The 14,794-nt window shown below is 44.6% G+C and carries 16 protein-coding genes; 3 read left to right on the top strand and 13 right to left on the bottom strand.

Annotated elements, in window-relative coordinates; all coding sequences use genetic code 11:
- Positions 1-98: 98 nt before the first annotated feature.
- The 3 genes from acuA to DIC78_RS16710 are packed head-to-tail and all read left to right on the top strand — an operon-like array spanning position 99 to position 2,565.
- Positions 99-731: an acetoin utilization protein acetyltransferase AcuA gene (gene acuA / locus DIC78_RS16720; RefSeq protein WP_069487059.1), complete on the top strand. Its 633-nt coding sequence runs from the start codon at positions 99-101 to the stop codon at positions 729-731.
- A 26-nt stretch (positions 732-757) separates the two neighbouring features.
- Positions 758-1,402 (top strand): acetoin utilization AcuB family protein, encoded by a 645-nt coding sequence (locus DIC78_RS16715; protein ID WP_024122509.1) that lies wholly within the window; start codon positions 758-760, stop codon positions 1,400-1,402.
- A complete protein-coding gene (locus tag DIC78_RS16710; RefSeq protein WP_059335601.1) occupies positions 1,399-2,565 on the top strand; it encodes an acetoin utilization protein AcuC in 1,167 nt (388 codons plus the stop codon). The genes DIC78_RS16715 and DIC78_RS16710 overlap by 4 nt, the downstream gene beginning before the upstream one ends.
- An 11-nt stretch (positions 2,566-2,576) precedes the next feature.
- Here DIC78_RS16710 and motS read toward each other — a convergent pair whose 3' ends face one another.
- The 13 genes from motS to DIC78_RS16645 form a co-directional block, all read right to left on the bottom strand.
- A complete protein-coding gene (gene motS / locus DIC78_RS16705) occupies positions 2,577-3,305 on the bottom strand; it encodes a flagellar motor protein MotS (protein ID WP_105953385.1) in 729 nt (242 codons plus the stop codon).
- Positions 3,295-4,113 carry a flagellar motor protein MotP gene (gene motP / locus DIC78_RS16700; RefSeq protein WP_024122512.1) on the bottom strand — a complete coding sequence of 273 codons (819 nt, stop codon included), beginning with the start codon at positions 4,111-4,113 and terminating at the stop codon, positions 3,295-3,297. The genes motS and motP overlap by 11 nt, the downstream gene beginning before the upstream one ends.
- A 69-nt stretch (positions 4,114-4,182) precedes the next feature.
- Positions 4,183-5,187, bottom strand: a complete 1,005-nt coding sequence (gene ccpA / locus DIC78_RS16695) for a catabolite control protein A (RefSeq protein ID WP_024122513.1) — start codon at positions 5,185-5,187, stop codon at positions 4,183-4,185.
- 281 nt (positions 5,188-5,468) lie between these two features.
- Positions 5,469-6,545, bottom strand: a complete 1,077-nt coding sequence (locus tag DIC78_RS16690) for a bifunctional 3-deoxy-7-phosphoheptulonate synthase/chorismate mutase (RefSeq protein WP_024122514.1) — start codon at positions 6,543-6,545, stop codon at positions 5,469-5,471.
- A gap of 234 nt (positions 6,546-6,779) precedes the next feature.
- Positions 6,780-7,106 carry a bacillithiol system redox-active protein YtxJ gene (gene ytxJ / locus DIC78_RS16685; protein ID WP_024122516.1) on the bottom strand — a complete coding sequence of 109 codons (327 nt, stop codon included), beginning with the start codon at positions 7,104-7,106 and terminating at the stop codon, positions 6,780-6,782.
- Between the two features lie 24 nt (positions 7,107-7,130).
- Positions 7,131-7,586, bottom strand: a complete 456-nt coding sequence (locus DIC78_RS16680; RefSeq protein ID WP_024122517.1) for a YtxH domain-containing protein — start codon at positions 7,584-7,586, stop codon at positions 7,131-7,133.
- Between the two features lie 30 nt (positions 7,587-7,616).
- Positions 7,617-8,036 carry a DUF948 domain-containing protein gene (locus DIC78_RS16675; protein WP_024122518.1) on the bottom strand — a complete coding sequence of 140 codons (420 nt, stop codon included), beginning with the start codon at positions 8,034-8,036 and terminating at the stop codon, positions 7,617-7,619.
- A 162-nt stretch (positions 8,037-8,198) separates the two neighbouring features.
- Positions 8,199-9,497, bottom strand: coding sequence for a UDP-N-acetylmuramate--L-alanine ligase (gene murC, locus DIC78_RS16670; RefSeq protein WP_024122519.1), 1,299 nt, complete (start codon positions 9,495-9,497; stop codon positions 8,199-8,201).
- 246 nt (positions 9,498-9,743) lie between these two features.
- Positions 9,744-12,653, bottom strand: a complete 2,910-nt coding sequence (locus tag DIC78_RS16665) for a DNA translocase FtsK (RefSeq protein WP_127696645.1) — start codon at positions 12,651-12,653, stop codon at positions 9,744-9,746.
- A gap of 160 nt (positions 12,654-12,813) precedes the next feature.
- On the bottom strand, positions 12,814-13,419 hold the full coding sequence (gene ytpR, locus DIC78_RS16660) for a YtpR family tRNA-binding protein (RefSeq protein ID WP_106020273.1): 606 nt from the start codon (positions 13,417-13,419) through the stop codon (positions 12,814-12,816).
- 16 nt (positions 13,420-13,435) lie between these two features.
- Positions 13,436-14,245 carry a DUF1444 domain-containing protein gene (locus tag DIC78_RS16655; RefSeq protein ID WP_024122522.1) on the bottom strand — a complete coding sequence of 270 codons (810 nt, stop codon included), beginning with the start codon at positions 14,243-14,245 and terminating at the stop codon, positions 13,436-13,438.
- Between the two features lie 15 nt (positions 14,246-14,260).
- Positions 14,261-14,584, bottom strand: a complete 324-nt coding sequence (locus tag DIC78_RS16650; protein WP_010331513.1) for a thioredoxin family protein — start codon at positions 14,582-14,584, stop codon at positions 14,261-14,263.
- Between the two features lie 39 nt (positions 14,585-14,623).
- Positions 14,624-14,740: a hypothetical protein gene (locus DIC78_RS16645; protein ID WP_125825412.1), complete on the bottom strand. Its 117-nt coding sequence runs from the start codon at positions 14,738-14,740 to the stop codon at positions 14,624-14,626.
- Positions 14,741-14,794 lie beyond the last annotated feature (54 nt).

Raw genomic sequence — 14,794 nt, 5'->3', positions numbered from 1 at the left:
CAATTTTTAAAATATAAACCATGTTGAAAACGCTTTATAATTTGTTATTCTTAAAGGAGGCATGTATTTTTTATAGAAATTGATGGGACGGTGAATCAGTGGAACATCATAAAACATATCACTCTGCAAACATCAAAACAGCAACCGGCTCCTTACTGATAGAAGGGCCTGTCTCTCCAGAAGACTTGGCAGGTTATGAGTTTCATAAGGATTTGACCGCATTTCGGCCGCCCCGGGAACAGCATGAAGCATTAGTCGATATTGCCGGCCTTCCTGAGGGACGCATTATCATTGCCAGAGACGGCCAGGCCATTGTCGGCTATGTAACGTATCTATACCCTGACCCGCTCGAAAGATGGTCAGAAGGAAATATGGAGGATTTGCTTGAGCTCGGAGCCATTGAGGTGGCGCCGGAATACCGGGGATGTTCTGTCGGAAAAACGCTTCTGACCGTCAGCATGATGGACGAACAAATGGAGAACTACATTGTGATGACGACAGAATATTACTGGCATTGGGATTTAAAAGGGATGAAAAAGGATGTGTGGGAGTACAGAAAGATCATGGAGAAAATGATGAACGCAGGCGGATTGGTCTGGTTTGCCACCGATGAGCCAGAGATCAGCTCCCATCCTGCGAACTGCCTGATGGCGCGCATCGGAAAAAACGTCAGCCAGGAATCAATTGAACGATTTGACAGGCTCCGTTTTTATCATCGTTATATGTATTAACTGACACTGACAAAGGGGAAAAGATAATGATTGTTGAGCAAATCATGAAAAAGGATGTCATCACATTAACGAAAACGGATACGCTTGAAACGGCAATACACAAGCTGAAGGAATTTCATATCAGGCATTTGCCTGTTATTAATGAAGACCGCCATGTGATTGGGATGATTACAGACAGAGATATGAAACAGGCCAGCCCCAGCATATTTGAAGAAAGCAAACGCAGCCGTTTTCTCACACGAAGCGTTGAATCCATTATGAAAAAAGACGTCGTGTGCGCCCATCCGCTTGATTTTGTTGAAGAAATATCAGCAGTTTTCTACGAGCACGGCATCGGCTGCCTTCCAGTCGTGCAGCATCACAAGTTAATCGGCATTCTGACAAAAACCGATTTGCTGCGGACTTTTGTGAAGCTGACAGGCGCTGACCAGCCCGGATCGCAGGTTGAGATAAAAGTAAATGACATCACAAAAAGCCTCGCCGATATCAGCAGCCTCTGCCAAAGACTTCAGGTAAAAATACTGAGCGTTCTTGTCTATCCCCATGACGATTCCGGCGCAAAAGTGCTTGTATTCCGTGTCAAGACGATGAATCCGCTGCCGTTTTTGCAGGAATTGCAAAAAAACGGGCATCTCATCGTATGGCCGTCAGAGCACAGGGATCAGCTATGAGGGACAGTGTGTTTATTTATTCTCCCTCTTATCAGACTTATATGTTTCATCAGGAGCACCCCTTTAATCAGCAGCGTGTTCTGCTGACATATGATTTGCTCAAATCGATGGATGCCTTTGACGAGGGGGATATCGTCAGTCCCCGGCTTGCGGCGGAAGATGAGCTGGCTCTTGTGCATACGGACGATTATATTCAGGCAGTACAGCTTGCCGGCGCCGGAAAACTTCCACCCGAAGAAGGGGAAAGCTACGGGCTCGGCACTGAAGATACACCCGTCTTTGCAGGCATGCATGAAGCTGCCTCACTATTAGTCGGCGGAACCTTAACAGCTGCGGATTATGTCATGTCTGGACAAGCACTGCATGCTGCCAACCTTGGGGGAGGCCTGCACCACGGGTTTCGCGGAAGGGCTTCTGGATTTTGCATATACAACGACAGCGCTGTAGCGATTCAGTATATTCAGAAAAAATATCAAGCCAAGGTGCTGTATATTGATACGGACGCCCATCACGGAGACGGTGTGCAATTTGCGTTTTATGATAATCCCAACGTATGCACCCTGTCCATTCATGAAACGGGACGATATTTATTCCCCGGAACCGGTCAGATTCAGGAAAAAGGCAGCGGAAAAGGCTACGGATATTCCTTTAATATCCCGCTTGATGCTTTTACGGAGGATGATTCATTTATTGAGGCTTACCAGACAGCAGCTTCAGAAATCGCCGCTTATTTTCAGCCGGATGTGATTATCAGCCAAAATGGAGCTGATGCCCATTACTACGATCCTCTGACGCATTTGTCAGCAACGATTGCCATTTACGAACAGATTCCGCGGCTCGCTCACGCTTTAGCGCATCAATATTGCGGCGGAAGATGGATCGCCGTCGGAGGAGGCGGATATGATATTTGGCGTGTGGTGCCCCGTGCCTGGGCCCGAGTATGGCTTGAAATGAAAGGGATCGATCCGGGACATGACATTCCATCTGAATGGATCGCAAAATGGCAAAAGCAATGCCCAGTCACCCTTCCGTCCAGTTGGAGCGATCCCGCCGATTTATATCCGCCGATTCCACGCAAGCCAGAAATTACAGAAAAAAATGCCCAAACCGTCAGCAAAGCGTTATACGCGATACGATCAGAGCGTCAGGAAAAAACAAAATAAAAAAACGACCTTCACGAAGAGGTCGTTTTTGATTTTTTGATGACGATTTCTACACGTCTGTTTTCCTTCATGTGTTCATTTGTTTTGTTATCCTTTACAGGCTTTGTATCCGCATAGCCAACAGCGATAAATCGCTTCGACGGGAGTTTCTCTTTTGATGTGAAATATTGAATCACTCCGCTTGCCCGTGCTGCGGATAGCTCCCAGTTGGACGGATACCTGTACGTTGAAATATTTCGGCTGTCTGTATGGCCCTCCACCTGAATATCATTTGGAATAGTCTGAAGAAGAACTGCAATTTGGTGAAGAAGCGTTTCAGCATTTTCCAACACTTTAGCCTCGCCTGAATCAAACAGCACCGCTTCCTGAAGAACGAGCACGACACCGCGTTCATCCCGCTTTGCTGTCATTTTCGCCTTCAGCTGGTGCTCTTGAATGTATGTATTCACTTTTTGCAGCAGTTGATCCTGCTGATTCTCTTGCTTCTTTGCATCGGCTGACGGCGTGTCTTTTTGATCGATGGCTGTCTGGTCTGGCTGAAGCCCGCTGCCTTCCTTTTGAATCGAGTTCACCGCTGCTTTAAATTTCTGCAGATCAATCTGCGACATCGAAAAAAGTAAAATAAAGAACACAAGGATCAGCGTAACCAGATCTGTAAAGGTGACCATCCAGCCCGAGGATGATTGATTGTTTTTCCCGTTTCCATTCCTTCGTTCAAAGCGGTCTCTTCTAAGCTTCATGTACAGATCCCTTTTTTGTCTTTACTTGATTATGCTGCTTCCGCCATTCTTCCCGAGAACTGAAAACGACGAGCTGGCTTTCCAGATTGCGCGGATTTTTTCCGGATTGTATCCCGATGATACCTTCCACCATCACCTGTTTGATGAAGATTTCACTTTCTGTTTTTTCTTCGAGCTTAGCCGCAATCGGGTTAAATACCATGTTTGCCAGCAATGATCCGTATAAGGTCGTCAAAAGTGCAACAGCCATATTCGGACCGAGCATATCAGGGTCATTTAAGTTTTTGAGCATCAGCACCAGCCCGACCAGTGTCCCGATCATGCCCCACGCCGGAGCGAATTCCCCCGCCTTCTCCAAAACACGCCGGCCTTTGCGGTGCCGTTCCTCCATTGCTGCAATTTCTGAATCCATGACAAGCCGAATCGTTTCTTCATCCCAGCCGTCAACCGCCAGAAGCAGCCCCTTTTTCAAGAATGGATCTCTGATTTCTCTGGCCTGGTCATCAAGTGATAAAAGCCCATGTTTGCGCGCATGATCGGAAAGGGAAACGAAGGTTTTCACAAGATCTTTTACATTGTCTTCCTGGCGGATAAATGCCTGCTTTAACACAGTGGGCGTTTTTTTCAGCTCTCTCGGCGGAAAACTGATAAAAACAGCGGCGCAAAGCCCTCCTGTTACGATAAAGAAAGAAGTCAGATCTAGAAAAGAGCGGAAACCGCTTACTCCCGATCCGGAAATAATTCCAATCACAATAATAATTGTTCCTAACACAAAACCAACAGGTGTAAGATAATCAAAACGTTTCATCATTTCTCCTCACTCATACGAAAAAAGCAAGAATCCACCCTAGAGGTGAAGCTTGCTTTCTTGTTTTTCTTATGACTTGGTTGACTGTCTTAACTCTATACGATGCGGCAATTCGACAATATGCTCTTCCACCGGCTCTTTATTCATGAGCTTTGTCAGCAGTCTCATGGCAACCGCGCCAATATCATACGTCGGCTGAACTACTGTTGAAAGCTGCGGCCGAACCATCAAGCTTAATCTCGTATTATCAAAGCCGATAATGTCGAGATCCTCAGGAATGGAAAGGCCTTGATCCTGTGCGGCATGAATAATGCCGAGCGCCATTTCATCAGTTGCGGAAAGAATCGCTGTCGGTTTTTTGTCCAGGCTCATGAGATGCTGAAGCGCCTCAAGTCCGGAATCATACGTGTAATCACCTTCAGCGACAAATTGTTCATTAAACGGAAGATTCGCCTCTTCAAGCGCCCGTTTGTAGCCTTGCAGTTTCTTTGAGCGGTTGATCGGTTCTGTCATCGGGCCGGAAACAAACGCGATATCAGTGTGCCCCTTATCAACCAAAAGCTTCACCGCGTCATAAATCGCCTGCTCGTAATCAATTGCGACTGATGGTGTTTCACCTTGCTCTTCAACAGAAGCGGCAAGCACGATCGGCACTGGCGAACGCTTAAATTCCGCTACATGCTCGTCCGTAATGTTTCCGCCCATAAATACGATGCCGTCGACCTGTTTGCCGAGCATTGTGTTTAATAAGTGCAGCTCTTTCTCCAAGTTTTGGTCAGAGTTGCTCAAAATGATGTTATATTTATACATTGTCGCGATATCTTCAATTCCGCGCGCAAGCTCTGAATAGAAAATGCTTGAGATATCAGGAATGATGACACCTACAGTTGTTGTTTTTTTGCTTGCAAGCCCTCTTGCCACCGCGTTTGGACGGTAGCCGAGACGGTCAATGGCTTCCAAGACTTTTTTTCTCGTTGTCGGTTTTACATTCGGGTTTCCATTCACGACACGGGAAACGGTTGCCATGCTTACATTAGCTTCTCTCGCTACGTCGTAGATCGTAATATTGCTCATCCTAAAACCACTCCTTTTACTGGATACACTTATCCTTATCTATAGCATAAACACTTTATGTAGAGAAATGTCATAATGTCCGAATTTATGTCGTTTATGATTTGTAAGCGTAAGTCAGTAGTCTACATTATTTTTCATTATTCATCAAATTTAAATACTTCTCATGAAATTATACACGTTTTTATAGATGATGAAAACGTATACTTGAGTTTTATAATTAAATAAACGAGAAAGCGCAAAAAAAGGCCGCATATGCGGCCTTTTGTATTGATCTCATTCCATTAGGCGTTGACTTTCACCATTGGTTTCAGTTCATTCAGCCATTTTTCGAATTCAGGGATCGCCATTTGCTGAGCAGAGTCAGAAAGTGCGACTGATGGATCAGGATGAACCTCTGCCATTACGCCGTCAGCACCGATCGCCAAAGCGGCTTTAGCTGTCGGAAGAAGGAGGTCGCGGCGGCCTGTTGAATGCGTCACATCAACAAAGACCGGCAAATGCGTTTCCTGTTTCAGAATTGGCACAGCTGAGATATCGAGCGTGTTTCTCGTTGCTGTTTCGTATGTTCTGATACCGCGCTCACAAAGGATAATTTGATCATTGCCTTGTGCCATAATGTATTCAGCTGCATTGATGAATTCCGAGATCGTTGCAGCAAGTCCGCGTTTCAGAAGGACAGGCTTTTTCACGGAACCTGCAGCTTTCAGCAATTCAAAGTTCTGCATATTACGCGCACCGATCTGAATTACATCAATGTAGTCAAGCGCTTCTTCAATATGAGCCGGAGTTACGATTTCGCTGATAACAGCCAGATCAAATTCATCCGCTACACGTTTTAAGATTTGGAGTCCTTCTACACCGAGGCCTTGGAAATCGTATGGGCTCGTACGAGGCTTAAAGGCTCCTCCGCGAAGAATTTTAATCCCTTGTTTTTTAGCAGCCGCAGCCACTTCCGCCACCTGCTCATAGCTCTCAACCGCACATGGTCCGACGATAAATCTTTGCTGGCCGTCTCCGACTTTTTCACCTTTGATATCAACGATTGTATCTTCAGGTTTTTTCTTACGGGAAACAAGAAGCGCTTTGCTGTGATCTTCCTCCTGAAGCTCTAAACCTGCTTTAAAGATTTCTTTAAAAATGTGCTGGATAGTAGAATTTTCGAATGGTCCGTCATTGTTTTCAATGATTTTATTTAACATTGTGCGTTCTCTGACAGGATCAAAGCGATTGACACCTTGCGCTTCTTTCGCTTTACCGATCTCTTTCACAACATTTCCGCGCTGGTTGATTAATTTTAAAATTTGCAAGTTTAATTCGTCTGCCTGCTGCCTTAGAAGCTCTAATTCTGTGTTGCTCATTTTTTTCATCCTTTCCCTGCACATTCATTTTTTATTTTGTAGTTAACATGCATCTTACTATAAGTAAAACCAAATGGAAATACTGAAATACAAAATTTTAAAAAAAGTCTACTTTATTACCCAAACGCTTTTAAGTGATAAAGTAATGTATGATGCTATCGTACATGATGTGAAGAAAATGATCAATAGTTTTTTTCAAAAAAAAAGCGCCAGATCATATCTGGACGCTTTTTTCTAGGACAGATGCTGCTCAATCGCCGCTTCTGTAATTTGTGAATGTGAGGTATGCCACTTTACTTCACCGTTTTGGATCACGAAAACTTGAGGGCTTTCGTGCTTGACTCCGTATGTTTCTGCGATGAAATTTGACAGGGGCCGTGCCTCTTGCACTTGCAGATAGTAAGCCGGCACTTCTTCATGCTGATTTGCAAAGGCATTAAATTCTTGAAATGCGGCTTGGCTGATCGGGCATGTTAAGCTGTGCTTAAAAAACAAGAAAGTGCCTTCCTTTTCTGCAATACGCTTAAACTCTTCCTCAGATTGAATTAGCTGTTTTGCCATTAGTCAAGTCTGCTCCTTCCGGGCTCAGCGGTTGATGTGCTCGGCCTGTTTTTGTGCATCTTTCAGCTCGTCTTTTACGTCTTCTTTCGTTTGGAGGACTTGATCTTTTGCTTCGTCAGCCGCCTGCATTGCTTCATTTTTCATATCTTGCGTAGCAGATGATGACTCGGTATTTGCAGATTTTGAACGGTCTCTTAAATCTTTGACCTTGTTCATGATCTGTCCTGACTGATCGGCGACAAGCTGTGTGATGTTAGATGTTTTGTCTTTTGCAATGCTGACATATTGTGTGCCTTTTTCTTTTGCATCTGCCGTCATTTTATCTGTTTTATCCCGCAGAGCAACAGCTTGATTTCCGAGATCGTCGCGTAGTTCTTTCCCAGATTTAGGTGCTAGGAAAAGCGCAGTGGTGGCTCCGATGATTCCTCCGATTAAAGTACCGATTAAAAAATCTTTACTATTAATTCCATCTTTGCTCATCATTATTCCTCCTCAAAGTGTTTTTCTCTCTTAAAGAGCTGATTTCTTTCGCTTCCACTTCTCCCAAATTTCCATTGCTGCTTGGCTCCAGGTGACAACCTGATTGATTTTATCTTGGTTTTCTCTCACTGATGCCGATACAGACCCTGCCGCCTGCTTCATTGATGTATTGAACTGCTGCACAGAGGTTCCCACCCCTTGAACAGCATGAACGACCGTGTTCAGCTTTTCTGATTTTTCCTGAATATCTTCAGCCAAGCGGTTGGTCTTATGTAAAAGCTCGGCAGTTTCAGTGGTAATGCCTTTCATTTGTCCCTCCAGCCCTTCGAGCGTGGATGCAACATGTTTTAATGTCAGCTGCAGTGACTTTAGTGTTTTAGACAAATAGATCACTAAGACGAGAAATGCTACTGCGATTAGTGCAACGCTTAAATAAAGAATGATAATCATCTTAAACCTCCTTGCTGCAGGATATACTGCTGTTTACCCGATTTGTAAAATCATAAACATATCTGTTGGGCTGTATACATATTATTCTCCATTACATTTGAAAAATCCTTTAAGAGGATTTCTCTTCAGATAAATAAAAAGCAGTGAAATCACTGCTTTTTATTATGCCATGACGTTTTCGTAGGCTCTCATATATTTTTGGATATCTCCTGCTCCCATAAAGATGAGAACGGCTTTATCATGAGCTTTTAAAACAGATGTATCATCTTCTGCAATCAGCTTGGCATTATTAATTTTTCCCTGCAGGTCGCCGATCGTCAGCTTTCCTGCGTTTTCCCGGGCTGACCCGAAGATGTCGCATAAATACACACAGTCTGCCCCGCTCAGGCTTTCAGCAAATTCATCAAGGAATTGCTGTGTCCGCGTAAATGTATGAGGCTGGAATACCGCAACGATTTCACGATCAGGATATTTCTGTCTTGCCGCCTCAATCGTCACTTTTATTTCTGTCGGATGATGAGCGTAATCATCAATTAACACTTGGTTTCCGAGCTGTTTCTCATTGAATCTGCGTTTGACGCCGCCAAATGATTTAAGGCCATGTTTAATAACGCTGGCGTCAATTTCTTCATAATGGCACAACGCGATGACCGCCAATGAGTTCAATACATTATGATGGCCATACGCAGGAATATAAAATGTGTCATAGAATGTATTGCGGACAAAGACATCGAAAGTTGTCCCTTCTGTGCTTTTTACAATGTTTCTCGCTTGAAAATCATTTTCTTCTCCTGTGCCGTAATAAACGACAGGCACATTCGCATGGATTTTCGGCAGATACTCATCATCACCGCAGGCAATAATGCCTTTGTTAACTTGAAGAGCCATTTCCTGAAAAGCGTCAAACACATCGTCAATATTTGAGAAGTAATCAGGGTGATCAAAATCAATATTCGTCATAATCGCGTAGTCAGGCTGATAGCTTAAGAAATGGCGGCGGTATTCGCACGCTTCAAATACGAAGTATTCGCTGTTTTCATTTCCTTGGCCTGTTCCGTCCCCGATTAAGAAAGACGTCGGTTTTGCGTTTTGGATAACGTGAGCCAGCAGCCCCGTAGTCGACGTTTTACCGTGCGCACCAGTAACCGCGACACTGGTGAATTTTTTCATGTAGTCACCTAAAAACTTATGATAACGAATCACCGGAATTCCGTCAGACATCGCTTTTTCAATCTCAGGGTGCGTGTCTGGGAATGCGTTTCCAGCGATAACTGTCATGCCGGGTTTGATGTTATCCGCGCTAAAAGGAAGAACAGTGATGTTTCTTTTTTCAAGCGCCGTTTGTGTAAAAATGAATTTTTCGATATCCGATCCTTGGACAGTATATCCATTATCATGAAGTATTTGGGCAAGCGGACTCATACCCGTCCCTTTTATTCCAACAAAATGATAAACAGTCATAATTGTACCTCCAACAAACGTCTATCTGTTCCCCAGTATATGACGTTCATTTCAATTTGCGACCGCGGCGGCTGAAAAGCCGCCTGACGGCGTATCCTTATATTTTTTGTTATGTTCAGTATCCGGTTATTTCTTTCCGATTAAACCTAAATATCACGATTTCTATGCCCATTTGCTGTAAAGCGGCATAGCTGTTAAATGCTCTATCCATTATCATACCATGTTTGCTGTGAAAATGAACCTATATTATTCGTTTATTAAATCACTTGCAGTGATCAGCACCTCTCGAGGCTTGCTTCCTTTCGCCTCAGAGATCATACCTTCCGCTTCCATCATATCAATCAGCCTTGCAGCCCGATTATATCCGATTCTGAATCTTCTTTGCAGGCTTGACGTGCTTGCACTGTTTTGCTCAACAACAAATTCGCACGCCTCATAAAACAGCTCATCCTCTTCCTTTAAGGCAGAGCCTTGTCTGACCAATTCTTCCTGTTCGAATAAATAAGCTGGCGGCAGTTGGTTTCTGACATGGGAAACAACACGGTCAATTTCTCGGTCCGATACAAAGTTGCCTTGGAGACGGACCGGTTTTCCAGAACCGTTCTCCAAAAAGAGCATGTCTCCTTTGCCGAGAAGTTTTTCCGCACCTGCCATGTCAATGATTGTTCGGGAATCAACCTGGCTGGAGACAGAAAACGCAATTCTCGTCGGGATATTCGCTTTAATCAGACCGGTAATGACATCGACTGACGGACGCTGAGTCGCGACTAGCAAATGGATTCCGCAGGCTCTTGCTTTTTGAGCAATCCGGGCAATGCTTTCTTCTACATCATTTGGAGCTACCATCATCAAATCCGCAAGCTCGTCAATGACCACAACTAAATACGGCAATTTTTCGCCCGTTTGATGATCAGAGGTTAATTGATTAAAACGGTCAATATCGCGAACACCGGAATGGGCAAACAGTTCATAGCGGCGCTCCATTTCCTCAACGACCCATTTTAAAGCAGCAGTGGCCGCTTTGGCGTCGGTAATGACAGGGCTGACGAGATGAGGAATTTTGTTGTAAGGCGCAAGCTCTACCATTTTCGGATCAATCAGCAGCACCTTCACTTCACTCGGATCAGCTTTATAAAGCAGACTCACTAAAATTGTATTGATGCACACGCTTTTTCCCGATCCTGTAGCTCCGGCAATAAGACCGTGCGGCATTTTCTTCAGATCAATGACAACAGGATTCCCCGAAATATCCAATCCAAGTGCTGCCGTAAGCGGTGACGTGCTCGTCCTGAAAGCAGAGCTGCGAATCATTTGGCGCAAATCAACCACCTTGCTCGTGCGGTTCGGCACTTCAATTCCGATCGTGTTTTTCCCCGGAATCGGCGCTTCTATTCGAATATCTCTGGCGGACAGGCTGAGTTTAATGTCATCAGACAGGTTGGTGATTTTATTCACCTTTACACCCGGTTCAGGGTGTACTTCAAATCTTGTGACTGACGGCCCTTGCGTTACATGAACCACATTGGCCCGAACGTTAAAGTTTTTCAAAGTTAAATCAAGCAGCTGACGCTGGTTTTCTATCCACGCAGTATCGTCCTGAACTTGTGCTGGCGGCACATCAAGCAGTGAGACATTTGGGAACACATAGCTTCCGCGGCGCTCCCCTGCTTTTTGCTGTTTATGCGTATCGCTTTTCAGCATCATAACATTAAAAGGAACAGACGGTCCCTTCTGAAGTGCTGGACTTCGTTCAGGATTGTTACTCGACTTCTCGGTTCTGTTCTGCTGTTCTGCTGGGGCCGTGCGTCTTTCACCCGCAGGAACTTCTTCCTCCCGGCTTTCATCCGCCGCAGAATAGGATGGAGAATCCTCTTCTGTGCTATGTTCGGGTTCTGGATAGTCATTTATCTGGGCCGCGGTTGCTTCAGGCTGGCTGTTTTCCTCTATCACTTGAGCTGATGCAGCTTCCGGAATAATTTCTTCGTGAGCAGCTGTATGGCTGTCTGACAGTTCCTCTGCTTCTTGCCCGGCATCTGCCACAGTCTCTTCCTCGTATCGTTCATTATGCAAGAAAGGCTTTTCATGCTCATGGAATTCCATTTCTTCTGTTGGGGCTGAGGTGTAAGCAGTTTCTGGAACAGCTTTTTCACGAACGTTTCCTTCGTTGGCTGACGGCTCTTCTGCCTCAGTTTCAGCACCTGTCACAGCCTCTTCCCCATATCGCTCATCGGGTAAGAAATGCTCTTCCTTTTCAGGCTCTTGGTTTTCCGTTTGTTCTGCTTGAGTTGAGACGGTGTCAGCAGTTTCCGGAACAGCTTCTTCGCGGGCATATCCTTCGTTACCTGACAGCTTTTCTGCTTCCATTCCGGCACCTGTCACAGTCTCTTCCCAAGATTTTTCTTCGCGCAAGAAAGATTCTTCCTGCTGCTTCATTTGTTCTGTTTCTTCTGACCGCATCTCAGCAGCTTTTGGAGCCATTTCGTCTCCAGCGTTTACTTTTTTGTCTGACAGCTCCTCTGCTGAGTGCTTTGCCATTGTTTCATTCGTACTTTTTAGGACGCCAGAAGGCTGTTCTTCGAATCGGTCATATGAAAAGAGAGGCTCCTTCTTCTGTTGCTGCGGCGGCCGGTCCGGCATTGGATAGCTGCGTTCGCGTTCGATTTCTTCTGAAAGCAGCGTTACCTTCTCTTCTACAGGTTCCGGCTTTTTTTGCACACCTTTTTTTTCCGCAGATTGTTTCGGCACGTCCTTTTTCACAGATGGTTTTTGATTAAATCCATATACAGGCGAAGGTATATTTGTCGGTTTAAAAGGTTTCTTGGCCGGCTCTGATTTTTCATATGTATGATGCTCTTTTTCATTATTTGTGCGGTCTCTGTGCTGAGCAGCGCTCGAACGAGGCTCCGCTTGCGGTTCCTCCGATGGCGGGCGGCGCCTTCTCAAATCATTTTTTTGATATCCGTCAGGCACAACCGGAAAACGGAACTTGCCTTTAGGATATTCGTAATATATTTTAGGATCTTCCAATCGTTTTAATTGTCCTTCGGAGTGATGCGATTCTGGCTGTTTCGGAATTTGAGCAGGTTTTGTCTCCCGTTCAGCGTCCTCTTCACTCTCTCCTAAAAACAAATCAAAAAATTTATGAAGCCAACTCATAATTCATCTCTAACTCCCTTATAGTTTTCTGGGACGATTTTTAGTATACCACTGCTTGTCGGCCCAGAAAAGATTAAGCTTTCAGCAAAACAAAGCCGCTAAACAAGGGCTTAGCGGCTTTTTTTACATGATTCGATTTTTTCGGCGTATTTATGGGAGTCTAAAACTGAAATGCGTCTCCAGCCTCATGGTCTCCTTCTAATACAAGGATTCCTTTTTCAGCCGGAGCGTCAGGCAATGCAAGCTCTTTTGCGGAGCAGATCATTCCGCTCGACGGTACGCCCCGAAGCTCAGCATCCTTAATGACGAGTCCGCTCGGCATCACAGCGCCGACTTTGGCAACGACAACTTTTTGACCTTGATCAACATTAGACGCGCCGCAAACGATCTGAAGCGTTTCATCTCCTACGTTGACTTTACATACGCTTAATTTATCCGCATTTGGATGTTTTTCTTTTGATTCAACATATCCGACAACAAACTTTGGCGATAAATCAACGACTAATGTTTCTTCAATGCCGTTTCTGTTTAGCATTTCATTCACATCTTGAACGAATGTTTCTGAAAGGGCAACAGGGCCGTTTTCATCAATGGTTAAGTATGAAGACGCGTTAAAGATGTTAAAACCCGTCGTTTCATTTGTTTCGCTATTGAAAATTTTGACGACGTCGCCGTGTTTTTCATAGCCTACTTGCTCGCGCGTTACGTCTTTTAGAGAGATCAGAAGTGTATCTCCCACACCTTCTTTATTATAAAAAGCGTTCATAAGTAAAAAATCCTTTCTAATCCTTTTTCGGACGGCTTTTTGCCAAGATAAACACCGGCTCCAGCTTTCCTTCATTGTACAGGAAAGAAAGCGCCGTAATCGGAACGGTGCCGCCTGCAAAGAAGCTCATCGACATTTGTCCTAAAATATCATACCCTGATTCATTCCGAATGTCAGCAAGTATCAGAACGTCCTGATGCGGAACAGAGATCGCGAGCTCACCTTTAGCATTTTGTTTATACTCATTTAAAATCGCTTCGTTCAGAATCCGGCTGGCGTCGTAACCGTCATTTGCTCTGAAGAAGTAAAAGAGATTGCCGGCAACTGTATCCTCTTTGACAACCGTCGGCAGAGAGCGGAGGTTAAACGCAGCCGTTTCTCTGATCCGCTCCCTTGTCCAGTTTTCTTTCTCCAGCATGCGCTGATCAATTAAACGATAGGTTTTGCCCAGATCAAGCGCGTAGTAAATTCTTGTTTCTGCGGTATGATCGTCATAAATAAGCGGAATCTCTTCGCTGGACTTGTCCGGAAAAGAGGTTGAGCGGATGACCGGATAAATGCGGCTTTCCTTCCCGGTTATTTCCTGCGACTTCCCTTCCATAGCTGTCATGGCTTCTGATACATAGTAAACGATCTCGTCAATGGCTTCGTCTTTTTTCAGTTCCCATTTTGCAATAATCGGCGGCAGGTCGAGCGTAATTCCTTTTTTAGTTGTTTCATCCTCAACACGGAGGGTGTCTTTTTCTCTGTCAAATAAAAAGGAGCGATTCTCGTGCTGAAGGCGCTGTTTCAATATGTCTGACAGCTTCCTTGAGGTCATTTTCAAACCGGATATCCTCCTTTACGCTTTTGCGAGAGAGTCAGTTAAAAACTGTTCAATTTCTTCTTTTGTTTTGCGGTCTTTGCTCACAAAACGATTCACTTCTTTTCCTTCATTAAACACAACAAAGCTTGGAATGCCGTAAATCTCCCACTCCGCGCATGTATCAATAAATTTGTCGCGGTCTACATAGTAGTAAGTGAATTCAGGAAAGTCTGCTTCCAATTCCGGAAGAAAAGGCTCTACAAAACGGCAGTCCGGGCACCAGTCAGCAGAAAACATAAATACTGCCCAATCATCCTTTACCGCTTTTTCCAGCTCTTGCGTTGTTTCGATTTTTTTCATCAAATATCCCTCCAGTTGTTTATGTTCTTACATGTTAGTTTATCGATACTCGTCCATTTGGATCATACCAAACTGCTTGCGGCAAAACCACTTATATGCAACGAATGAATATGTAAGATAAGCTTTCCCATTATCATTATCATATTTTATTTGCATTATCAAGCACGTTTCGTTTAACATCTTTTACATGAGGGTAAAATTGACAAATGG

This window comes from Bacillus halotolerans (assembly GCF_004006435.1).
Classification (GTDB): domain Bacteria; phylum Bacillota; class Bacilli; order Bacillales; family Bacillaceae; genus Bacillus; species Bacillus halotolerans.
The sequence above is the reverse complement of the archived record's forward strand: the minus strand, read 5'-3'. Positions and strand labels throughout refer to the sequence as shown.